This is a genomic window from Thalassotalea agariperforans (assembly GCF_053470345.1).
Map to the genome: position 1 here is coordinate 125,759 of NZ_JBQMWH010000003.1, position 21,487 is coordinate 147,245.

The following is a 21,487-nucleotide window of genomic DNA, read 5'->3' on the forward strand; positions in this document are numbered from 1 at the left end:
ATTTTGTTAAAGCTTATGCCCAGCTTGGACGTTTCGCTTCATAGGCTTCAATTAAATCGATTTTATTTAATGTCCAGCCAACACTGTCAACACCTTCCGCTAAGCAGTATTTATGGAAGCCATTTAATGGGAAACTAAAGCTTAAGTCACCACAAGTCACTGTTTGTGATGGTAAATCAACCGTGATGTTGATTTCTTTTTCTGCCGAGGCTTCAAATAACTGCTGAACTTCTGCTTCGCTTAGTTTAACAGGGACAATACCGATGTTGATACAGTTACCGTAAAAGATATCAGCAAAGCTTGATGAAATAATCACTTTAAAACCAAACTCTTGTAGTGCCCAAGGCGCATGCTCACGACTTGAGCCACAACCAAAGTTTTCACGCGTTAGTAATACTGTAGCACCTTGGTATTTTGGATAGTTCAAAACAAAATCAGGGTTTGGTTTTGTGCCTTCAAAATCAAGGTAACGCCAATCGTGAAATAAGTGGGGAGCAAAACCAATACGTTCAGTTTTTTGTAAAAACTGTTTTGGAATAATTTGGTCGGTGTCAACGTTAGCCATATCTAACGGAGCAACTAAACCTGTATATGATGTAAATTTTTCCATTGTTTTGCTCCTAAGCTGATAAGTCGGCGTTTAAGTCAACAAAGCGCGCTTCAATTGCTGCAGCTGCGGCAACTTCTGGGCTTACTAAGTGAGTACGGCTACCACGACCTTGACGGCCTTCAAAGTTACGGTTTGACGTTGATGCACAGCGATCGCCTTCTTCTAAACGGTCATCGTTCATACCCAAACACATTGAACAACCCGGTAAGCGCCATTCAAAACCGGCATCAATAAATACTTGTGCTAAACCTTCTGCTTCAGCTTGTGCTTTTACGCGGTAAGAGCCAGGTACAACAATCGCATCCACTTTATCAGACACTTTTTGGCCTTTTGCTAAATAACTACGAACGATGTCAGCAGCAGCGCGTAAATCTTCAATACGCGAGTTAGTACATGAACCGATGAATACTTTATTAACGGTAACTTCAGTTAATTTAGTACCTGCGGTTAAGCCCATATATTTTAAGGCATTAATACAAGACTCTTTTTCAACTGGATCTGAAAAGTCATCAGGTGATGGTACGACAGAATCAATTGACGTTACTTGACCAGGAGTAGTACCCCAAGTCATTTGCGCTTTAATTTCTTCACCTTTTAAGGTTAAGGTTGTGTCAAACGTTGCATCGTCATCCGTTTTTAAGGTTTTCCAATAAGCAACAGCAGCATCCCAATCGTCTAACTTAGGCGCATATTCTTTGTGCTGTAAGTAATCAAACGTGGTTTGATCTGGCGCGACTAAACCCGCTTTAGCACCAAATTCAATACTCATGTTACAAATGGTCATACGCTCTTCCATGGTTAACGCTTCAATAGCGCTACCACAGTATTCAACCACATAACCGGTAGCACCGGCAGAGCCAGTTTTACCAATAATAGCTAAAATAATATCTTTAGCGCTGATGCCTTTACCAACTTTGCCAGTCACTTCAATTTTCATGGTTTTAGCACGATGTTGACGTAAAGTTTGTGTTGCTAACACATGTTCAACTTCCGAGGTACCAATACCAAAAGCTAAAGCACCAAAAGCACCATGTGTTGCAGTGTGCGAGTCACCACAAACGATAATTTGACCAGGTTGTGTGATCCCTAACTCCGGCCCCATAACATGGACAATACCTTGGTTTTTGTGACCCATGCCAAATAATTGAATGCCAAACTCTTCACAGTTTTTCTTCAAGGTGCGTAATTGATTAGCGGCACCTTCACCAGCAGCGTCGATATCGGCTGAACGCGTAGAGATGTTGTGATCCATGGTTGCAATGGTTTGACCTGGTCTACGCACTGGACGATTATGGAATTTTAAATTTGCAAACGCTTGCGGAGACGTCACTTCGTGAATTAAGTGACGGTCAACGTATAAAAGTGGCGTTTCGCCTTCTTTTTCTTCAACTAAATGTTGGTAATATAATTTTTCATATAAGGTGGAAGCCATCTTATAAATCCTTATTTTGTTGCTGTGCCGTTATTGCGTATTGTGCTGAGTATTGTTTTTAATACCAGCGCTTATTGAGCTGCAATATTGGCGCAAATAATGTCGCCCATTTCACGGGTTGATTTTGCTTTAACTGTACTACCTGGTGTTAATAAATCACCAGTAAAGTTGCCATCTTCTAATGCTTTTGAAACGGCATTTTCAATCGCTGTTGCCGCGTCACCTTGGTTGAGGCTATAGCGGAGCATTAGGGCAGCAGATAAAATTTGAGCAATTGGGTTAGCAATACCTTTTCCTGCAATGTCAGGTGCGCTGCCACCGGCTGGTTCATACATACCAAAACCACTTTCATTTAAGCTTGCTGATGGTAATAACCCCATAGAGCCTGTGATCATGGCGCAAATATCAGAAAGAATATCACCCATTAGGTTTGAACATAACATAACGTCGAATTGTGCCGGATTTTTAACCAGCTGCATGGCTGCGTTGTCAACATACATATGAGCTAATTCAACATCTGGGTATTCAGTGGCTACTTGATTAACCACTTCACGCCATAAAACTGAAGCTTGTAATACGTTGGCTTTGTCGATAGACATTACGCGTTTGTTACGTTTTTGCGCGGCTTGGAAGCCTAAGTGAGCAATACGGCTAATTTCTTTACGAGAATATACCATGGTATCAAAACCATACTCTTCATCGCTGCCTGCGTCACCGCTACGTCCTTTTGGTTCGCCAAAATAAATGCCACCGGTTAATTCACGCATTACTAAAATGTCAAAACCTGCCGATGAAATATCAGCGCGTAAAGGCGATAAGTGCGACATGGCTGATAATAAGCTAGCAGGGCGCATATTACAGAACAAACCAAAATGACCACGTAAACCTAATAATGAAGCACGTTCAGGTTGCTCTGCTGGAGGTAAACCTTCCCATTTAGGGCCACCTACTGAACCGAATAAAATAGCATCGCTTTGCTCACAACCTTCAATGGTGCTCTTTGGTAAGGCTTCACCATGATTGTCGATAGCACAGCCACCTACATCATAGTCATTTAAGGTTAAGCTGAAGTTGAACTTTTCCGCAACAGTGGCTAATACTTTTTTAGCTTCACTCATTACTTCTGGTCCGATACCGTCACCGGCTAATATTGCTATGTTAGACATAATTTTCCTATTAAGTTTTTTGCTTAAATTTTGCGTTTTTTCTGTGTATTTAATTAATTATTTACTTGCTTGCTGGCGCTCTTCGCGTAATGAGGCTATGTGCTTAGCGCGTTCAATAGCATTTAATGCTGAAACAAATGCTTGCCCTGAAGCTTCAATGACATCAGTGGCAATACCATAACCATGGAAATTACGCTCATTCCATTTTACCACTAAGTTAGCAACGCCTAAACCGTCTTCACCGGCACCTTTATTTGATATTTTATAGTCAGCAACTTGAATATCTTCATCAACGGTTTTTTTAATTGCTTGGTATAAAGCGTCAACCGGACCATTACCCGTGGCTGATTGTGTTTGAACACTGTCACCAACGCGTATTTTAACACCAGCGGTGGCAAATTCACCACTGCCTGACTGAACATTCACATTAATGATTTGATAATGCTCTTGGGTGTCGTGTTGCTGAATGTTAAATAATAAGGCTTCTAAATCATCATCAAACACTTGGCCTTTTTTATCGGCTAATTTTAAGAAATCTTGGTATAAGGTTTCTAAATCAAAATCAGCTTCATTATACCCTAAAGTACCCATGCGATGTTTGATAACATGACGACCACTACGTGAGGTTAAATTTAATTTGGTTTTACTAATTCCGACACTTTCTGGTGTCATGATCTCATAAGTGTTTGACGCTTTTAACATGCCATCTTGGTGAATACCTGACGAATGAGAAAAGGCATTACTACCGACAATTGCTTTGTTTGGTTGTACAGGCATATTACATAAGTGGCTCACTAACTTGGAAGTACGTGCGATTTCTTGATGGTTAATGTTGGTATGCACACCTAATAAGTCTTGGCGAGTTTTCATGATCATCGCCACTTCTTCTAATGAACAGTTACCCGCACGTTCACCAATACCGTTAATGGTACATTCAATTTGACGAGCACCAGCCTGCACCGCAGACATAGAATTAGCTACTGCTAAACCTAAATCGTTATGACAATGTACAGAAATTACCGCTTGGTCAATGTTTGGTACGCGATTAAATAATTGGGTAATAATACCGCCAAACTCATTTGGCAAGGTATAACCTACCGTATCAGGAATATTGATGGTTGTTGCACCGGCTTTAATGGCGTTTTCTACCATGCGGCATAAATTATCAATTGGCGTACGGCCAGCATCTTCACAAGAAAACTCAACATCGTTAGTAAATTGACGCGCGTATTTAATGGCATGAATCGCCATCGCTTCAACATCATCAAAACCTTTACGTAATTTTTGTTGTACGTGTACATCAGAGGTTGAAATAAAAGTGTGAATACGGAATTGATCCGCTACTTTCATGGCATCAGCACAAGCTTTAATATCAGCTTCTACAGCACGTGATAAACCACAAACTATCGAGTTTTTCACCGTGCGAGCAATTTCTTGAACTGAGTTGAAATCGCCAGGTGAAGAAACAGGGAAGCCTGCTTCAATAATATCAACCCCTAAACGCTCAATAGCTTGGGCGATTTGAATTTTTTCGTGAACAGATAAACTGGCGGTTAAGGCCTGCTCGCCATCGCGTAATGTGGTGTCAAAGATGATTACTTTATCATTTGTGTTAGCAGTCATGCGTAATTCCTCAGTAATTTTAAAACGTATTTTTGATCACGTAAAAAGCGCAGGCAAAAAAAAACCCGCGAATTATAACGCGGGTTTGATGTTTATTCTTTATAAATTTTAAGCAATAACAAATCTTCCGCGTATTTTTAATACGAGGAGCAGTAATAAAGTTGTGTTGTTGCGTAAAATTTTCATGATTATTTAATGTATTTATTCGATTTATTGAATCTATGGTGATGTTTTAACGTATTTAAAAATAAACTGCAATAGTTAAGTTAAAATTAATGTAAACAAATAACTGTTGTCTGGCTTTATCTTTTGATTATGGCTGTTCAAGCTATCTTTTCAAAAGTGATGAATTATAATGGCGGGGTATTTAAATAACCTCTTGCTGTAAAAAATAATATGAGTCAAAAACGTTTCCTTTTTTATATTTCTCAAAACTATAGTTTTGCCATTTTACGTCCCTTGCAACAAGCTATTTTAGCGAGAGGTGATGTTGCTGCTTGGTTTATGGAAGGTAAACAAGTAAATGTAGATTTTTTTCACTCGGATGAACAACGCTTACTTTCAGTAAAAGAAATTCAAGCTTATCAACCTGATGCGGTATTTGTACCGGGGAATGTTGTACCTAGCTTTATACCGGGTTTAAAGGTTGGTGTTTTTCATGGATTTAATGCAGGTAAGAAAAATAGAAAAGGCAGAGAGGATCATTTTACTATTCGTGGAAGTTTTGATCTTTATTGTACACAAGGGCCAAATACAACCGAGCAATTTAAGGATTTAGCCGAGCAATATGGTTTTTTCCATGTCAAAGAAACGGGCTGGTGTGCAATCGATCCGCTTTATCAACAGCAGAAAGCAGTTGATAAAAACTCATTACCTACGGTGCTGTTTTGTTCTACCTTTTCAAGAAATTTAACCAGCGCGCCACATTTATTTGATGAAATTAAGCGCTTAAGTGCTTCAGGAAAATGGCGTTGGTTGGTGCAATTTCACCCTAAGATGCCAGCTGAAATTGTAGAAAAATATAAAACCATTGAAAATGATTATTTAACCTTTGTTGAAACAGATAATGTCATTCCATTATTACAAGAAGCTGATTTGATGGTTTGTGATACATCGTCAGTGTTATTGATGTTTTTATTATTAAATAAGCCAGTGGTTACTTTTAACAATATTGCGCCAAAAGATTATTTAATTAATATTACTGAGCCTGATTTACTCGAGCAATCAATTGAGCATGGCTTAGCAAAACCTAAACCTTTAATGGATAATATTCAACATTTTATCGAACAAACACATCCTTATCATGATGGCCGTTCTTCTGAGCGGGTTTTACAAGCTGTTGATGAGGTGTTATCTGGTAAGGTGTCGGTTAAAAAGAAAAAGCCGTTAAATATTTTACGTCAAATAAAAATGAGAAAACGGCTTGGTTATTGGCAGTTTTAAATTACGATAATAAAGAGAGAAAGTATTTTTCGTAATTTTTAATGGTTTGTTGGTGTGAAAATTTATCGTCGATTATGTTCTTGGCATTTTTTCTTAACTGAATTGCCAACTCTCTATTTTCATAAACTTTACGGATAGTATTAGCAAGTGCTTGAATATCATCTGCAGGGTAAACCAAACCATTTTCACCATCTGTGATTATTTCTAAAGACCCCTCTATATTTGATGTGATCACTGGGGTTCCATTTGACAATGACTCTAATATTGTTCGAGGTAGCCCCTCTTTTCGTGTTGAAGGTAACAAGGTAAAGTCAGCGGCTTTTGCTAATTGCGGAACGTCGTTACGAAAACCGGTTCGAATAATCAAATTTTTGGCAGGACTGTTTTCAATTAAGCTATTAAAAGGTTCTTTTTCCATATTATTACCAACTAATAACAACCTTAAGTCGTTTAAATCGGATAACAGTGCCATGGCATCAATAACATTTTTTGTTCCTTTATGCCCTCTAAGTGCGCCAACACACATGACATTAAAGTATTTTTCATCTGAATTTATGGTTGTTAAATCGGTTGTAGGTTCTTGATACCATGAGAAGTCATGGCCTTTATAAATCGTTTGCACAAACGGGTGAATCGATTTTTTTACTTTGCTTTTAACGCTGTCTTCTACCCCTTTAGCAACACAGATAACACCATCAATCCTTGGATGTAATGTGGTGATATAATTACTTAAATCACTTCTATGAAGCCCGCCAGTTGTGCCGCGATAGGCGATCATTTTGGCTTTGGTACCTATGCAAGCGAAAGCTGCATTAGGTATTGTTTTAGATTTAGTGGCGTAGACAATATCAATGTTTTTAGTGAAAATTTGCTGGCGTATTTTTTTTATATAATTTAATGAAAGCTTTTTATCCATTGGCAAATGAATAACTTCTATGCCCGCATCTTGATAATGCTTAACATAGGCGCTATTGAGGTCAGTCATGATGGTGATGTTATGGCCAAGTTTAGCTAAACCGATATAAACTTCGGCTTCTGGTCTAACGCTGTTATATGAACGACCAATGTCTGGAACTACTAATATATTCATAAGGATTTACTTTTTTAAAGCTGGTAATTTATGCCAAAAGAGATGTTGGCGTCATATTGCGTATCTTGACTAATAAAACTTGATTGACTTAACTCAGTACCTATTTTGTAAGTAATATTATTGATTTTTTTAGCAATGTTACCTGATAGCATGATTAAATCTTCAGCTATTTTTGTCACTGTATTGCCTTTGTTGTCATCGTTAGGGAAACTGTCTGAATTATCTTTATTTAATTCAACGAACCGTAACCGTGTATCCCACTTGATGCCGCTTTCAGTTTGCCCGATCATACCTAAGACGATTGATTCAGCGTCATTATCATATAAATGGCCTATATTACGGTTTTTATAGCGCATGCCGGTTTGGTAAATATGATGTTCGAAAAAACAATCACCGATAACCTTTTCTTTACCGCAAATTTCATAAGTGCCATTATATTCGGCAAACCAAGTTAATGGTTGATTAAATAAGCTTGCTTGTCCATCAAGCCCTAATTGAACAGCTGGTTTAGTGATAAAGTTTAAGCCGTTATCTGCATTACCATCTTCACCAAAATATTGGCCATAAAAACTCATCGGTGCGTTTTGGAAATTAAAGGAATAACGAAAATCAAAACCCGCTTGTTGATTACCGGGTTCATTTTCTTTATTAACACCACAATCTAAACCACCAACATCGCAATTATCTTTACCTAAAAATAAGTCGATAAAAGTACTTAAGCTTTTTGAACGATTATCTCCCCCCCATTGCGCTAGGCGAATAATTGATACTTCTAAGTTTTCAATCGGGATAAAGCTTAGGCGAAAGCCCCAAAGTAAGGTATTAGGTATGTGTCGGTCTGCTTCCATTTTTCCCATAAAGGTGGTGACATTCCATGGCACTTGATAATTATTGGTAAAAGGCACAGTAAAAGGGATAGCGACATTACGGGTAATCGCAGCAGATAAGATAGGCCGTGCATTATTGGTTAACCCGATATTACTGTCCCAACCAGGTCCCCACCAGCGATCTTGCGTCCCCAGAGATAAATTCCAATTACCTAGTCGTAAAGCAACGTAGCTGTCATTAAATTGAATATTGTCACCTTCAAGGCTTGAAGAGGTAATTGAAGGCGATAATTTGTAGGCGATATAATCAGACACGCTACTCGCGGATAACGTGATGTTATTTTTGTTACGAAAGTCGTCACCAAAACTGGTAAAACGTTTGGCGGCAGTTGAAGTGTTAGCCGCCAGCGTAAGGTTTTTTCGACGTGCTTTGTAAAAAGCATCGTTAATATAAAAATAACTTTGTTTTTCGCTATTATTTAATCGAGTGAGATCTATTTTTTTTAATGCCGTATGAATATCAACCCACATTAAAGGGTAAGTGTTGATCGGGGTATTGATATGGCCAGCATTGGCTAAGTGATTAATACTAGCTTTAAGAGAAAGGTCCGCCGTATTAATAAAGGGCTCGGCACTAGCTATGTTTACATAAGATAGCACGAAGAAAAGAAAAACTTTTATTTTAAACATTTTATTTCTTTATCAGCTTGCTAGGTTTAAGTCCAAGAGGCAGGTTTGCGTTTTCTGCCGATCAGGCGCGGTAACAGGCCGCCTAATAATAACCCAATACCTAGCACTATGGCACCATTAAAAAACCACTGCGTTAGGATTTCTTGATCTTGATGTTTGAGTTTACTTTTGACACTAGTTAATTCGTTATTCAAATTTGCAATTTCTTTAGTGAGCTCTTCATTTTTTGACGTTAGTAAAGCAATTGTGTCGTTGGCATTCGCTATCGTTGTTTGGTTACTTAGCTCACTTTCACTGTATTGTGCTAACTTGGTATTTAATTCGGCAATGACATTACGTAAACTTGGATTTTGGCTGATGTATTGACTTTCAATCCAAGTGGTTTTGCCGTTTGGCGCAATAATTTGGCTGTAGCCATTGGCTTCTTCACCGGTTATTTGAATTTCACTACCCGCTTGAATTGTTCCTAAAATACGGTAATTTTTCCCAGCACCTGCCAGCATATAAATAAATAAGTCATCGCTAATATAGGCGTTAGTGGTGGTTTCGTCTTGAGCAATAGATGAAAAAGAAAATAGTAAAACAGAAAAGGCAAGGAAATCTTTAAATAAGCGCATTTATTAACCAATATGAAGTTTGAACAATAAAACTAAAATAGTAGGTGTTTGAGATACCTATCGCAAGCATAACTTTGTAATATTCTTTAATAAATAAAAGAAATGAGTCTAGAAAGTGTTTTGTGGTAAGGTTGTGATAAATTTACTCGGCTAAACAGATTATTTTTAAATATTCAGGAAATTATGGAAACCGAAATAGAATTAAAATATTTAGTGGTTAATGAACAGGTTGTAGAGCGCATTAACAACTTATTAGATGAAAAAAAATATCACTATACGGTTGCTAATAATACGCTAACCAACTGTTACTTTGATACTAAAGCACTTTCTTTTCGAAAACATGATTTTGGTTTACGTGTTAGAAGTAAAAATGAACAACGTGAGCAAACTATTAAAACAGCAGGGCAGACCATTGGTGGCCTGCATAAACGCCCCGAATATAATATTGATATTACCGATAACTTTCCTGATTTGTCCTTGTTTCCTGATGAAATTTGGCCAAAAAATACCAACTTAGCACAATGGCAGGATGATCTTATTGTGCTGTTTTCTACTGATTTTGTGCGCCATACTTGGACGATAACGTATGAAAAAAGTGTCATTGAATTAGCCTTTGATGTTGGCAGTGTTAGCTCATCAGGTCGAGAGTTACCAATTTGTGAAATTGAACTTGAGTTGCTCTCAGGTGAAGAAGCGGCGATTTTTTCGTTAGCGCAGCAACTATCAAATGTTTTATTAATGCGTCCAGGTACTAAAAGTAAAGCTGCGCGTGGTTATCAGTTATGGCATAACCAGAGTGATGAGCAAGAGATAGCGGAATTTCCTTTTATTCCTCTCTCGGATTTTGATACTTGTGAAAGTGCTTTAATTAATGGTTTGACGTTTAGTTTGTCACATTTACAAAAAGTGATTGATCGCTATTTTAATCAGCCGTCGTTATCGTTATTGAGTCAAATAAATCATGCATTGTTATTAATGCGCCATGCCTTTTGGTTATTTGATGATTTGATTTCTGATGAGCATTTAGCAATCCGTAAAGAACTTTCGCATTTTTTAAAGCTATTAGCTTGGCAAAATAACGCAAAAAATCTGCATGATATTATTACTAAGCAGAGTGCTTTTCGAAAAAAAATAGAATATAGCCAAAAATTAGTTAAACAACTTAAACTTGAAGAACGCCGCTTTCCATCGACAGAGCAAGTGTTAGAAATGTTAATGTCGAGCCGTTTTAATCAATTACAACTTTCTGTTTTGCAAATGATTTTAGCTGGTGAAAAAGGCTTAAAAGCAACAAGCGAACACAATCAGTCTATTTTTAGTTTTTGTGCCAGTGCTTTAGAAAAAAGCTTAAATGCATTAGCTGATGATATTTCTTTTGAAAGTTCGATCAGTGCCGAGCAGTATTTATCCTATAAACGTATTTTAAACCGCAGCTTGTTAACAGGAAGTTGGTGCGGCCAATTGTTTGATGACAAAGCACGCGCTGATTATCGTGCTCCTTGGCTTGACATTATGCATGGCATCACTGAGTTAGAAACCTTATGTATGCTTAAGCAGCAATTATTACAATTACAAGCGGTTGAAGATCAACCTGAGAAGTTAGTTAACTGGTTGGAATGTAAAATAGAAAACTTATTAACAGCGTTAGATGCTTCTCGGCAAATGGCGTTAGTGGTTCCTCCTTATTGGCGAAGTTAATGAACAAACTTTTTTTTGGTGCTTTATTAGTTTGCTGTTTTTTTTCCAGTTCAGCCAAAGAGTATGTTTTACCTGATAATGGCTTAAGAGTTATTGGTGAAAATACCTATTATCAAGTACAAAAGGGCGATTATTTTCAGCAAGTTGCTGAAGATTTTAATGTAGGATTTTTAGCGTTAATGGCTGCAAATCCTAATGTTGATCCTTTTTTACCTGCACCTAATACCGAACTTGTTATTCCTACAAGATTGATTTTGCCCTTTATTAAACATCATGGCATTGTTATTAATTTAGCGGAATTACGTTTGTATTATTTTGAGCCAGAGCAAAATGTTGTGCATGTTTTTCCGGTGGGTATTGGTCGGGAAGGATTAAAAACACCAAGCACGGTGAGCTTTATTAGTGATAAACGTAAAGATCCTGTTTGGCGGCCAACGGCTGAAATGAAAGCGCGTTATTTGCAGCAACATGGTAAACCTTTAGCGGATGTTGTGCCCCCAGGAGAGAATAATCCTTTTGGTAAATACGCATTAAGACTGGGTACTAGCGAATATTTAATTCATGGCACTAATCAACGGTTTGGCATTGGTATGCGGGCAAGTTCAGGCTGTATTCGGATGTTTGATGCGGATATTGAATGGCTATTTAATCATGTGCCGGTAAAAACTGCCGTTACTATTATTGATCAGCCAATAAAAATGTCATATGAAGGTGGCCAGCAAAAGCATCTTGAAATCCATCAGCCGTTAAGTGATACCAATAGCCAGTTATATCAAAAATCATTGCAGCAGCTTCGTCATTTTGTCGGTGAAGATTTATCTGAATCGGCGTTAACTGAGCTAATCAATCAAGCATCAGGCTTAGTGGTACAGATAAAATAAAACCGCAATAAAGCGGTTTTATAACAAGTAAATTTTACAGCCAATGTTGGCTATTTTTTATAGCTAGCAACCATATTGTCAACTTTGCTATTAGCATCTTCTGCTAACATTTTTGCTTTTTCAGCTGCGTTTTTTGCAGCTTCAACTGACTTGTTGGCAGCGCTTTGCTGCTTTTTAAGATCGGCAACTTGGCTAGATAAAGTATCAACTTTATTGCTTAATGTTGATACCTGTTGCTCTAATGCTTCATTGCTGGCACAACCCGCCATTAAAATGATCGTAGCTGCGATAGTTATTTTTTTAATTAACATATTGTATTCCTGTCCTTAAGTATTCATGCAAATACAGTATGGCAGTAAATTGATAAAGCTGTCGAGTTTTATATTAACGATATATTAACACTGTTTAACTTAAGCGTTATCGATGACATAACTAATCAACTCTTCCATCAGTTTCTTTTTGATTTCTAATTGTTGATCCGGCGAGAGCTGGTATTTTTCGGCAAGTTCAATATAGTCATCAGGTGATAAACTCACGGTTAATCTTGGACGTTTTGGCCGTTTATTTGTTGTTAATCCTAAAATGGTACGAATTTGGTCTGAGGGGCTAATACCGGCTTCGAGTGCTTCTCGTCGGATCGCCATTTGAATTTTTTCATCCATATCAAAAGCAATTTGTGTTGCTTTTGCGGCCGTAACGGATGATTGCCATTTCTCAGGGATTTTTCTTGCCACAATTAACTTCCTGGATACATGTCGACAATGTCGGTTAGAGGTCTAAATAAGGTTAAGAATACATCCGTATCACCGTCAGACCATACTTCTACATCAATACCACGATCTTCTGCGGGATCATATAAAGTATAGAGCTCAAATTGCTCGCCAGCCTCTTTTCCTTCATAAGCACTTAATGTTTCACTACGATGGTCTTTTTTATGAAAATAACCGACTTGGGCGAACACATGTTGTTGATAAAGCTCGCTTGTCCAGCCTTGCGTTTTATCGTTGTCTGTTTGTCGGGTTAATTGCGCTTGGTTATTTTCTTCAAAAATGTCAGAAAACTGCTCTAAATCAAATAAGCTTTCAACGTCTGCATGCTCAATCTTTAAAGAGAATTTTAAATAACTTTTATCATCCTCTTCAAGGGTTAGATAAAGTTCCGCTGCGTTTTCACCGGTTAATACCCACTCGGTTTGTGTTAATCGCTCATATTCATAACTATTAACCGCGGTTACTTGAAATTGTTGTTGACGCAGATTTGCAGGTAAGGCAAAGCTGTCGGTTAACACAATAATATCACCGGTAGTGAGATCTTTAACGGAATTGAGTTGGCGAATTTCTTTTTTTTCACCAAATATTTTTTTTAGAAAGCTCATCGTAACGTTACTCTTAATGGGTTGTACTTAAACGCAATAAGCGGCTACCAATGACTTGGTAACCGCTTATTTAATAACAAAACCTTATTTTTGTTTTGCTTTTAAGCGCTCTAACACTGAATTGGCACTGGCATCCGCTTGACCAATACCTGCTTCTTTTAATTTTGCTTCTAACGAGTTATCTGAGTTTTCAGACTCTAATACTTCAGCAGCTTTCATGCGATCATCAAACTTTTGTTGTTTAGCTTTAATACGCTCTAACGAGTCTTTTGCATTTAATAACTTAGAGTTACTTGATGAAAAGTTATCTGTGATAGCAGACGTTGCTTTTTGCACGCTTTCCGTGGTTTTTACCATAGATAACTGGCGTTTGTATTCTGCCACTTGGCGTTCACTCTTTTTCACTAACTCTTTCAAACGATTAGCGTTACCTTCAAAGCTTTCTAACGCTTGTTGCTGGGTTGTTAATTCGCTTTCTAAGGCGGCAATTTTTTCAGCGACTGCTAAGGCTAAGGTTTCATCACCTTTTTCTAAAGCTTGGACAGCGTAGCCTTCGTGTTCAACAATTTCACGTTTAACGCGATCAACTTCACGACTTGCTGCCATTTGCTGTGCCATAACACCAGTTAAGTCACGTTTAGCTTGAGTTAAATGATTTTCGGCATCACGGATCTCTTGTTCAAAAATACGGGTTGCGTTGGCATCAACAATAGCTTCACCAACTTCAGTTGCACCGCCACGAATTGCCGTCATAATTTTTTTAAAAATGCTCATAAAATAGCTCCTGAAATTAGATTAAGTATTCACTCATGTCATCGATAACTTCGATGGCATTGTTGTTTAGTACAGTTAACTCATGCTCAATATCATCAAATGACGAGCTAATGGCTAAGGCGCCAAAAATTACGTATTTATCGCCAATTTTTGAAAACGATGATAATGGCATTGGAATATTCATTTCTAGCATGCTTTCATGCATGGCAGCAAAACATTCGGGCTTAACTTCATCCTTACCCCAAAGGTAAGTAATACAAAGAATTTGATCATCGGTTACAGATAAAAATATCGGTAATTCTTCACGGCCAATGATCGAGATTTGTAATACGTCTACTTCGCCTGAAATTGGCTGGCAATCAAAAACCATTCCTGTGTCTGAATTATCAGCAAGTGTGTTTAAGTGATCCGCTATCTTATGAATGTTCATGTTGTTCCTCATGTTGATAAGTAGCAAAAATTAAGGCGGATAATCGCGCGTTAATTTTTATAGGTGACATATTATGTCACCAGAGTTAAATGTAGCATTAAGACATAATATGTCAACAACTAAATACTAATTATTTTTGTTAATTTGCAAATAGGCATTATTTAGCCCTTGTTGATCTCGCCATGCTTGTTGATGCAATTGGTATATTGCATGGCTACCGAGATAGTTTATTGGCACCTGAGCGGCATGTTTATAAAAGTTTTCAGGAAAAATAAAAGCGGCTTTTAATAAATCAATATTTAGCCAATGGCCTGTTACCGGTAATTTTTCAATATTAGCTAAGCGTGTTGAAGGCTTAGCGCCCATTTTACTGGCAATGGTCCAGCCCCATTCGCCAAAGCTAGGGACATTGTCATGGTATTGCTCTACGGCATTAAAATCAGCAGCTGCGACAGTCTTAGCAATAGCAATAAAAGCATCTTTGGCATGATAAGGGCTAGTTGATTGAATGCCAATTAAGCCATCTCCTGCTAAAAGTTGTTTTAAGCGAGCATAAAAATTCACCGAATATAACTTATTGAGATCAGGATGGCTTGGATCGGGTAAATCGACAATAATGGCATCAAACACTTCACCATTGGCTAATAGTTCATCAATGGCTAGAAAAGCATCCGCGGTAATAATATGAGCACGTTTGTCTAACAGGCTATTTTCGGTCAAAAGGGTAATTTGTTTAGCAATATCGGGATCTAATTGGTTTTCAGGATACTTAAATAATTCAATCAACTGCTCATCAAGATCAATTAAAGTGACTTTGTTTGGCTGCCATTTAAGTACATCCCTTAATGCTAAGCCGTCTCCACCTCCGATAATTAAAATATTATCTTGGCGTGCCGAGCCGGCAAGTACGGGGGTGACTAAATAATCGTGGTAAATAAACTCATCACTGGAAGAAAATTGTAAGCGGCCATTTAAATAAAAGTTGATCACGGATGAATGGCTTGAACCCATGTTACGTTCGGTAAAGGTTAGCTGTTGATAACGGGTTTTGTCGCTGTAAACGACTTTATCGAGATACAACATATTGCTCATTTGATTAAGCCAAGCATTACCTTGATAAAAAATCACGACAATAAATAAAGCTAATAACAAGTGTAAACTGACTAAGGTTTTACGCCATGTTAATTGTGGCCAAAAACGATATAAAAATACGCCACCAATAAGTAAATTAAAGCTTGCGGTAATAGCGGATGCTTTACTGATATCAATACTGAGTAAAAATATAACCCAAATTGCTGCGCCGATACCAGCACCAATATAGTCAGCACCGTACATAGTACCTAAATTATTTTCTAAATGTTTTTTGTGGAGAATTTCACGTACTCTGGCAATTAAAGGAATTTCCATACCAATAAAAAAGCCTAAAGCAAAGCCAAAAAAGTAGGGGGAATTAATAGCTAAAAAGCTTAACTGTTTGAAGATGCCACCTTTAGGTAGTGCATCGGGTGGTAGCGTAAAGGTTTCCGCTAACATTTGTGGCATTAACTGAGTGATGGCGATTAATCCGCCGATCAATAAAATCGCGCTAGTACCTAATAAGGCAATGATCAGCTCTAACCAAATAAAACCATTAAAAGCGCAGCGGATATGACGTGCGGCAAATGCGCCCATGCCCATAGCGACAATCATTAGACCTATCATGGTGTATATCGTACTTTCCATTACGCCCAGCACTCGGCCAGCGTAATGAGAAAGTAAATACTCATAAATCAAACCACAGCCGGCTAATACGGCCATGGTTAAGATCAATAAACTATCGTCTAGTAATAATCGACGAGCGGCTTTCATTAGTAACTAAAATTATTCAATAAAATGTAATTAACTTTAGTCATTTATTACGCCATTAACGCTGTTAAAATTAACGCAATAGCAATGCTGATCGCCATTTCTACAGCAGCAACACCAATGTTGTGTTGTTGATCAACTTCTTCTACTAAATTAATACCGAATAAAACAATGCGTTTAGCAATGTTGGTTAATAAAGCCACTAATAAAGTCATCACTAAACCAAATAATAACCAACCTAATAAGTTATTAACTAAGGTTTCTGGGCTGTAGGTAAAAAAGTGGCTAGCAGCGGTGATCGCTAAAGCTGTGCTGATCACTTGGCCAGCATAACGTAATGCTAATGCAACTTGACCATTTTCAAAGGCTTCTTGTAAACAATCGTCTTGATTATATTTGGCATATTGACGCTCTTTAATACGAGTAACAATAACCAACATAGTTTGAGCAACCAAAAACCCGCTAATAATAGCGATAAAGGTACTTACGGTTAAACCATGCACCCAAAGTAAAACTGCGCGGATCACTATGGCAGTGGCAATAACACCGGCGGCATCAACAATACCCACCGTTAGGTTTTTTGCCTTAATTTGTGCGGTTTTATCTAATTTTTGTAGCGCTACACGATCATGAATAATACGGCCAATTTTTATCAGTATTAAACCAAATATGCCATAAGCTGACATGCCAATGGCTTCCATGAGGTAGCTCTCGGCATTTTCACCGGTGATCGCCCCAGTTAATACTATGCCTAAGGCAGCAATGCTGCCCGCAACACTAATACCAAAAGCAAAGTTGTCTTCTTTTGATAGTTCGTCGGTGGTATTTACGTTGGCAGATAACCCTGAAATAAATCGCATTGCACCTAATAAAATAATGGCAATGGTTACATCAATGATTAAATAAATGAGTAAGTCTTGGGTCAGTCCGGTCATTTCTATTATGTTATTCATCTTTTCTTCCTAAAATTCTGCTTATTTACCACGAGAAAAACCGCGAGATGTTGTGGTACTACTGTTTCTGAAACTTGAGCTACTTGATTTACTGTAGCTACTTTTATTGGTCGAAGTGCTTCTAAATTTATTTAAACTGCTTTGGGCTTGTTTACTTTTACTTGAAATACCAGAAGCTCCGGCGCGATTTTTATCGTAAGCACTGGTAAATTTTTGCCCTCTTTGCGCGAATGATTTACGCGTGCGAGTATCAAGGTCTGTTTGTTTTTTTAATTGTGAAGGGGAGCTGTAACGGGTGCGGCCATAGTCATTATAATAACTGTAATTTCTGTTTTGCCCCCAACTACTGTATGAGTGACGGCGAGAGCCAAATAAATCGCCCATCATAGAATACATGCCATACCATGCCCAAAACGACATGCCACTACTATCAGTTTGCCAACTGCCATAACTTGGGTTGCCAATCAGCTGTTCACCAACACCAAAATCTTGTGCTTTGTTCGCTTGCATACTTTGGCTTTTGGATAAGGCATTTACTCTCGGTAATTGACCATCTGACATATCGGCTAAAACATTTAACGGATCACTTAATGCATCTGAATATAATACCGGATCAGCTGCTTGATATAAGTTTAAGGTCTCTTCGTATAATGCTTGGCTGGAAGTGAACATTTGCGGATTGGTTTTTATGGTATTTAGTCGATCAACTAAAGCTAAAAACATTGGCCCTTGTGGGGTCGCATCTTTTTTAAATTCATTAATTAATGGTGCTAATTCAGGTTTCAGTTGTAAGACCTTAGTAGCATATTGTTTAATTAAATTTGCATTACGAACGGTGCCATTTTCTAGCGCTTGGCTTAAGGCATTTATACGTTGTTCAGTAATGGGAATCTGTTGAGTGATTTGTTCTTTGACAGGGTCTGAACATGCGCTTAATAACATGGTCAAGGCAAAAAACAATATCCGAGAAAATGGCATTCCGTGATCCTATTTCCATAAATTCTAATAGAGATCGATATATGTAACATTTGAGACATAATATGTCTAATGGTTTGTTTGTTCTAAGGGAAATTAGTTTGTAACGTTTTGTGCTTGCTGTATATAAAATAAGGCTCTACAGTAGAGGGCGTTACGCTTTGAATACTAGTTAAGGAAACATAGTGGCTGTGCTTATTGAAAATGATCTTTTATTAACTATGCAATTAACAAGGTGGCAGCAATTAGTTGCTTGTCATCAAGCAGAACTCGCTACCTTAACCGATGAACAAACCGCTTTATTAAAACAAGCGCTCAGTTTAAGTGATTTTGTTTATCAAAGTATTGAACGCGCTGCCGCTGACATTATTCCATTATTTCAAGCTGAAACGCTTTTTCCTAAAGCTGATATTGATTATTTAAGCGCGTTGCGTAACAAGCTTAAAACATGCGAAAGAGAAAGTGAGCTTCACAAAATATTGCGCCTTTATCGTTGTCAAGAAATGGTGCGGATTGCCGTTGGTGATATGCTTGGCCAATTACCGTTAAAAAGATCGTTATCGGCATTATCTGAACTGGCGGAGGCGTTAATTATTGCCGCCCAAGAGTGGTTAACTAACTTATGCCAAAAACAATGGGGGATACCGCAAGATAAGCAGGGTAATCGACAAACCTTATTAGTATTTGCTATGGGAAAACTTGGCGGTAAAGAACTTAACTTTTCGTCTGACATTGATTTGATTTTTAGTTATCCAGCTGGCGGTGAAACGGTAGGCGCAAGACGTGCTTTAGATAACCAACAGTTTTTTATTCGCTTAGGACAAAAGTTAATTACAGCATTGCATCAAGTCACCGAGCATGGTTTTGTTTATCGGGTTGATATGCGTTTACGGCCGTTTGGAGAAAGTGGCCCGTTAGTGATGAGTTTCAGCGCACTTGAAAGTTATTACCAAGAGCAGGGCCGAGATTGGGAACGTTATGCCATGTTAAAGGCGCGTTTAATCGGTGATAGCCCTTATCATCAAACATTAGAACAACTAATTAAACCTTTTGTTTATCGTCGATATATCGACTTTAGTGTGATTGAAAGTTTACGAAAAATGAAACGCATGATTGCACAAGAAGTTCGGCGTAAACATTTAATCAATAATATAAAGTTAGGCGCGGGTGGAATTAGGGAAGTTGAATTTATTGTCCAAGTATTCCAATTAATTCGTGGTGGCAGAGAGCCTAAATTACAGCAGCGTAATTTATTAACGGTTTTACCCCTGTTATTCGAACACGGAGAAATAGAACACGAAAGCTATAAAACGTTAGAAAATGCTTATTGTTTTTTAAGACGTGTTGAAAATATTATTCAAGCCTTCGCGGATCAACAAACCCAAACTTTACCGGATGATGAACTCAATCAAGCACGACTAATAACAATTTTAGCTTATCAAAGCTGGTCTGATTTTTTAGTTGATGTTAATCAACATATGCAGGCGGTTCATCAAGCATTTAGTGAAATGATTGGCGAAGAATCGCCTAATCATCAAGCGCATGACGAGCATTGGCAAACCTTATTGTTAAGTGATTGGAGTGCCGAAGAGTCGATTGAATATATTGAAGAATATGCGCCATTTTGGTCGGGCACGGAAGTATGGCAATTGCTTAAGCAATTCACTGATGACATTAATAAGCGAGCAATTGGTCTTCGTGGGCGGCAGGTACTTGATAAGTTATTACCTCTACTGTTATGGCATTTACAACAAAACAAAGCGTCAATCACGGTTTTTGAGCGGGTTAGTCATATTTTAAAGTGTATTATTACCCGTACGGCTTATTTGGAATTATTATTTGAAAATGAGGGCGCGCTTAAACATTTAATTAAATTATGTAGTGCGAGTAATTGGGTAGCGGAGCAAATTGCTAACCACCCCATTTTGTTGGACGAATTGATTGACCCACAATTACTGCATAACCCGCCAGCGTTAAGCCATTACGCTTCTGATTTGCAACAAGTGATGCTGCGAATTCCTGAAGATGACTTAGAAGCACAAATGAATATTTTGCGACAATTTAAGCAAGCGCAGCAATTACGGATAGCGGCGGCCGATATTTCAGGTGTATTACCGATCATGAAAGTAAGTGATCACTTAACGGCTTTAGCGGAAGCTATTTTGGCAGAAGTGATTAATATTGCTTGGCGACAATTAACACTAAAACATGGTGTACCTAATAGCTTGTTAACAACCAATGATAAAGGTTTGTTAGTGATAGGTTATGGTAAAATGGGGGGGCTCGAGCTGGGTTATAGCTCTGATCTTGATTTGGTTTTTATTCACAATAGTGAACTAGATGATAAAACCTCGGGCAATAAACCGCTGACGGCGTCACATTTTTATATTAAGTTAGCGCAAAAAATGATGCTTATTTTTAATACCCGCATGGCGAGCGGTATTTTATATGAACTGGATCTACGTTTAAGGCCATCGGGAAATTCAGGCTTATTAATGGTGAATATTGATAACTTTGCTAAATACCAACAAGTAGAAGCATGGATATGGGAACACCAAGCGTTAGTTAGAGCTCGTGCTATTTATGGCAGTTTGGATTTAGTAAATAAATTTAATCATATTCGTCAAATGATTTTATCTTTACCTCGTAATACCGACGAACTTAAAACTGCTGTTGTTGATATGCGAGCTAAAATGCGCAGCCATTTAGATAAATCTAGCGAACTTATTTTTGATGTTAAACAAGGCCAAGGAGGTTTGGTGGATATTGAGTTTTTAGCGCAGTATTTAGTGTTAAATAATAGTCATCAACTCCCTGACATTACTGAATATTCAGATAATGTGCGAATTTTTGAATTATTGGCAAAATATCAGTTAATTACACCAGAAGAGGCCGAGCAATTAATTGCGACTTATTGTCAGTTGCGAGATTTTGGCCATCGCTTAAGTTTACAAAACCAGCCGAATCAAAGTGAGCCTGAATTATTTGCTGAACAAACTCAATCAATAAGCCAAATCGTGAATAAATATTTAGCTTAATTTACAATGGATTCGGAAAT

General features: G+C 37.9%; 19 protein-coding genes. 4 read left to right on the forward strand and 15 right to left on the reverse strand.

The genetic code is table 11. The features are described 5' to 3' along the window. Positions 1 to 13 precede the first annotated feature (13 nt). The 4 genes from leuD to leuA form a co-directional block, all read right to left on the reverse strand. The gene (gene leuD, locus ACSLUO_RS05880) at positions 14 to 610 is read right to left on the reverse strand and encodes a 3-isopropylmalate dehydratase small subunit (protein ID WP_448247033.1); all 597 of its coding nucleotides are present in this window, start codon (positions 608 to 610) and stop codon (positions 14 to 16) included. A 10-nt stretch (positions 611 to 620) separates the two neighbouring features. After that, positions 621 to 2,042 carry a 3-isopropylmalate dehydratase large subunit gene (leuC, locus tag ACSLUO_RS05885; RefSeq protein WP_448247035.1) on the reverse strand — a complete coding sequence of 474 codons (1,422 nt, stop codon included), beginning with the start codon at positions 2,040 to 2,042 and terminating at the stop codon, positions 621 to 623. A 71-nt stretch (positions 2,043 to 2,113) separates the two neighbouring features. Then, positions 2,114 to 3,211, reverse strand: coding sequence for a 3-isopropylmalate dehydrogenase (gene leuB / locus ACSLUO_RS05890; RefSeq protein ID WP_448247519.1), 1,098 nt, complete (start codon positions 3,209 to 3,211; stop codon positions 2,114 to 2,116). A gap of 54 nt (positions 3,212 to 3,265) precedes the next feature. Then, complete coding sequence (leuA, locus tag ACSLUO_RS05895; protein WP_448247037.1) at positions 3,266 to 4,831, reverse strand: 2-isopropylmalate synthase; 1,566 nt, start codon at positions 4,829 to 4,831, stop codon at positions 3,266 to 3,268. Positions 4,832 to 5,227: 396 nt separating this feature from the next. Here leuA and ACSLUO_RS05900 point away from each other — a divergent pair, with 396 nt between their 5' ends. Continuing rightward, complete coding sequence (locus ACSLUO_RS05900) at positions 5,228 to 6,274, forward strand: CDP-glycerol glycerophosphotransferase family protein (protein WP_448247038.1); 1,047 nt, start codon at positions 5,228 to 5,230, stop codon at positions 6,272 to 6,274. 1 nt (position 6,275) lies between these two features. Here ACSLUO_RS05900 and ACSLUO_RS05905 read toward each other — a convergent pair whose 3' ends face one another. The 3 genes from ACSLUO_RS05905 to ACSLUO_RS05915 are packed head-to-tail and all read right to left on the reverse strand — an operon-like array spanning position 6,276 to position 9,498. After that, positions 6,276 to 7,364: a glycosyltransferase family 4 protein gene (locus ACSLUO_RS05905; protein ID WP_448247040.1), complete on the reverse strand. Its 1,089-nt coding sequence runs from the start codon at positions 7,362 to 7,364 to the stop codon at positions 6,276 to 6,278. A 14-nt stretch (positions 7,365 to 7,378) separates the two neighbouring features. Next, positions 7,379 to 8,881 (reverse strand): capsule assembly Wzi family protein, encoded by a 1,503-nt coding sequence (locus ACSLUO_RS05910; RefSeq protein ID WP_448247042.1) that lies wholly within the window; start codon positions 8,879 to 8,881, stop codon positions 7,379 to 7,381. 26 nt (positions 8,882 to 8,907) lie between these two features. After that, positions 8,908 to 9,498, reverse strand: coding sequence for a TIGR04211 family SH3 domain-containing protein (locus ACSLUO_RS05915; RefSeq protein WP_448247043.1), 591 nt, complete (start codon positions 9,496 to 9,498; stop codon positions 8,908 to 8,910). Between the two features lie 183 nt (positions 9,499 to 9,681). On the opposite strand from ACSLUO_RS05915, the gene ACSLUO_RS05920 reads away from it, so the two are divergent. Both ACSLUO_RS05920 and ACSLUO_RS05925 read left to right on the forward strand, forming a co-directional pair. Continuing rightward, positions 9,682 to 11,196 (forward strand): CYTH and CHAD domain-containing protein, encoded by a 1,515-nt coding sequence (locus ACSLUO_RS05920; protein ID WP_448247045.1) that lies wholly within the window; start codon positions 9,682 to 9,684, stop codon positions 11,194 to 11,196. Beyond that, complete coding sequence (locus ACSLUO_RS05925; protein ID WP_448247046.1) at positions 11,196 to 12,077, forward strand: L,D-transpeptidase family protein; 882 nt, start codon at positions 11,196 to 11,198, stop codon at positions 12,075 to 12,077. Before ACSLUO_RS05920 ends, ACSLUO_RS05925 begins: the two co-directional genes overlap by 1 nt. Before the next feature lie 50 nt (positions 12,078 to 12,127). Here the strand turns inward: ACSLUO_RS05925 and ACSLUO_RS05930 are convergent, their stop codons facing one another. The 8 genes from ACSLUO_RS05930 to ACSLUO_RS05965 form a co-directional block, all read right to left on the reverse strand. Continuing rightward, positions 12,128 to 12,388: an Lpp/OprI family alanine-zipper lipoprotein gene (locus ACSLUO_RS05930; protein WP_448247048.1), complete on the reverse strand. Its 261-nt coding sequence runs from the start codon at positions 12,386 to 12,388 to the stop codon at positions 12,128 to 12,130. Positions 12,389 to 12,487: 99 nt separating this feature from the next. Further along, the gene (locus ACSLUO_RS05935) at positions 12,488 to 12,811 is read right to left on the reverse strand and encodes a hypothetical protein (RefSeq protein ID WP_448247050.1); all 324 of its coding nucleotides are present in this window, start codon (positions 12,809 to 12,811) and stop codon (positions 12,488 to 12,490) included. Positions 12,812 to 12,813: 2 nt separating this feature from the next. Beyond that, positions 12,814 to 13,452: a hypothetical protein gene (locus ACSLUO_RS05940; RefSeq protein ID WP_448247052.1), complete on the reverse strand. Its 639-nt coding sequence runs from the start codon at positions 13,450 to 13,452 to the stop codon at positions 12,814 to 12,816. Between the two features lie 84 nt (positions 13,453 to 13,536). Beyond that, positions 13,537 to 14,226, reverse strand: a complete 690-nt coding sequence (locus tag ACSLUO_RS05945) for a PspA/IM30 family protein (RefSeq protein WP_448247054.1) — start codon at positions 14,224 to 14,226, stop codon at positions 13,537 to 13,539. Between the two features lie 16 nt (positions 14,227 to 14,242). Next, entirely contained in the window at positions 14,243 to 14,656 is a 414-nt protein-coding gene (locus ACSLUO_RS05950) for a YjfI family protein (RefSeq protein WP_448247056.1), read from the reverse strand. A 126-nt stretch (positions 14,657 to 14,782) separates the two neighbouring features. Then, entirely contained in the window at positions 14,783 to 16,504 is a 1,722-nt protein-coding gene (locus tag ACSLUO_RS05955) for a polyamine aminopropyltransferase (protein WP_448247058.1), read from the reverse strand. A gap of 47 nt (positions 16,505 to 16,551) precedes the next feature. After that, positions 16,552 to 17,454 (reverse strand): DUF350 domain-containing protein, encoded by a 903-nt coding sequence (locus ACSLUO_RS05960; RefSeq protein WP_448247059.1) that lies wholly within the window; start codon positions 17,452 to 17,454, stop codon positions 16,552 to 16,554. Between the two features lie 21 nt (positions 17,455 to 17,475). Next, positions 17,476 to 18,432, reverse strand: coding sequence for a hypothetical protein (locus ACSLUO_RS05965; RefSeq protein WP_448247061.1), 957 nt, complete (start codon positions 18,430 to 18,432; stop codon positions 17,476 to 17,478). 182 nt (positions 18,433 to 18,614) lie between these two features. Between ACSLUO_RS05965 and glnE the strand changes: the two genes are divergently transcribed. Then, positions 18,615 to 21,467: a bifunctional [glutamate--ammonia ligase]-adenylyl-L-tyrosine phosphorylase/[glutamate--ammonia-ligase] adenylyltransferase gene (glnE, locus tag ACSLUO_RS05970; RefSeq protein WP_448247063.1), complete on the forward strand. Its 2,853-nt coding sequence runs from the start codon at positions 18,615 to 18,617 to the stop codon at positions 21,465 to 21,467. Positions 21,468 to 21,487 lie beyond the last annotated feature (20 nt).

What these genes read in the sequence shown, in the direction of transcription:
- leuD (WP_448247033.1), bottom strand. Translation starts at nt 610, where the DNA reads ATGGAAAAATTTACATCATATACAGGTTTAGTTGCTCCGTTAGATATG.
- leuC (WP_448247035.1), bottom strand. Translation starts at nt 2,042, where the DNA reads ATGGCTTCCACCTTATATGAAAAATTATATTACCAACATTTAGTTGAA.
- leuA (WP_448247037.1), bottom strand. Translation starts at nt 4,831, where the DNA reads ATGACTGCTAACACAAATGATAAAGTAATCATCTTTGACACCACATTA.
- ACSLUO_RS05900 (WP_448247038.1), top strand. Translation starts at nt 5,228, where the DNA reads ATGAGTCAAAAACGTTTCCTTTTTTATATTTCTCAAAACTATAGTTTT.
- ACSLUO_RS05905 (WP_448247040.1), bottom strand. Translation starts at nt 7,364, where the DNA reads ATGAATATATTAGTAGTTCCAGACATTGGTCGTTCATATAACAGCGTT.
- ACSLUO_RS05910 (WP_448247042.1), bottom strand. Translation starts at nt 8,881, where the DNA reads ATGTTTAAAATAAAAGTTTTTCTTTTCTTCGTGCTATCTTATGTAAAC.
- ACSLUO_RS05915 (WP_448247043.1), bottom strand. Translation starts at nt 9,498, where the DNA reads ATGCGCTTATTTAAAGATTTCCTTGCCTTTTCTGTTTTACTATTTTCT.
- ACSLUO_RS05920 (WP_448247045.1), top strand. Translation starts at nt 9,682, where the DNA reads ATGGAAACCGAAATAGAATTAAAATATTTAGTGGTTAATGAACAGGTT.
- ACSLUO_RS05925 (WP_448247046.1), top strand. Translation starts at nt 11,196, where the DNA reads ATGAACAAACTTTTTTTTGGTGCTTTATTAGTTTGCTGTTTTTTTTCC.
- ACSLUO_RS05930 (WP_448247048.1), bottom strand. Translation starts at nt 12,388, where the DNA reads ATGTTAATTAAAAAAATAACTATCGCAGCTACGATCATTTTAATGGCG.
- ACSLUO_RS05940 (WP_448247052.1), bottom strand. Translation starts at nt 13,452, where the DNA reads ATGAGCTTTCTAAAAAAAATATTTGGTGAAAAAAAAGAAATTCGCCAA.
- ACSLUO_RS05945 (WP_448247054.1), bottom strand. Translation starts at nt 14,226, where the DNA reads ATGAGCATTTTTAAAAAAATTATGACGGCAATTCGTGGCGGTGCAACT.
- ACSLUO_RS05950 (WP_448247056.1), bottom strand. Translation starts at nt 14,656, where the DNA reads ATGAACATTCATAAGATAGCGGATCACTTAAACACACTTGCTGATAAT.
- ACSLUO_RS05955 (WP_448247058.1), bottom strand. Translation starts at nt 16,504, where the DNA reads ATGAAAGCCGCTCGTCGATTATTACTAGACGATAGTTTATTGATCTTA.
- ACSLUO_RS05960 (WP_448247059.1), bottom strand. Translation starts at nt 17,454, where the DNA reads ATGAATAACATAATAGAAATGACCGGACTGACCCAAGACTTACTCATT.
- ACSLUO_RS05965 (WP_448247061.1), bottom strand. Translation starts at nt 18,432, where the DNA reads ATGCCATTTTCTCGGATATTGTTTTTTGCCTTGACCATGTTATTAAGC.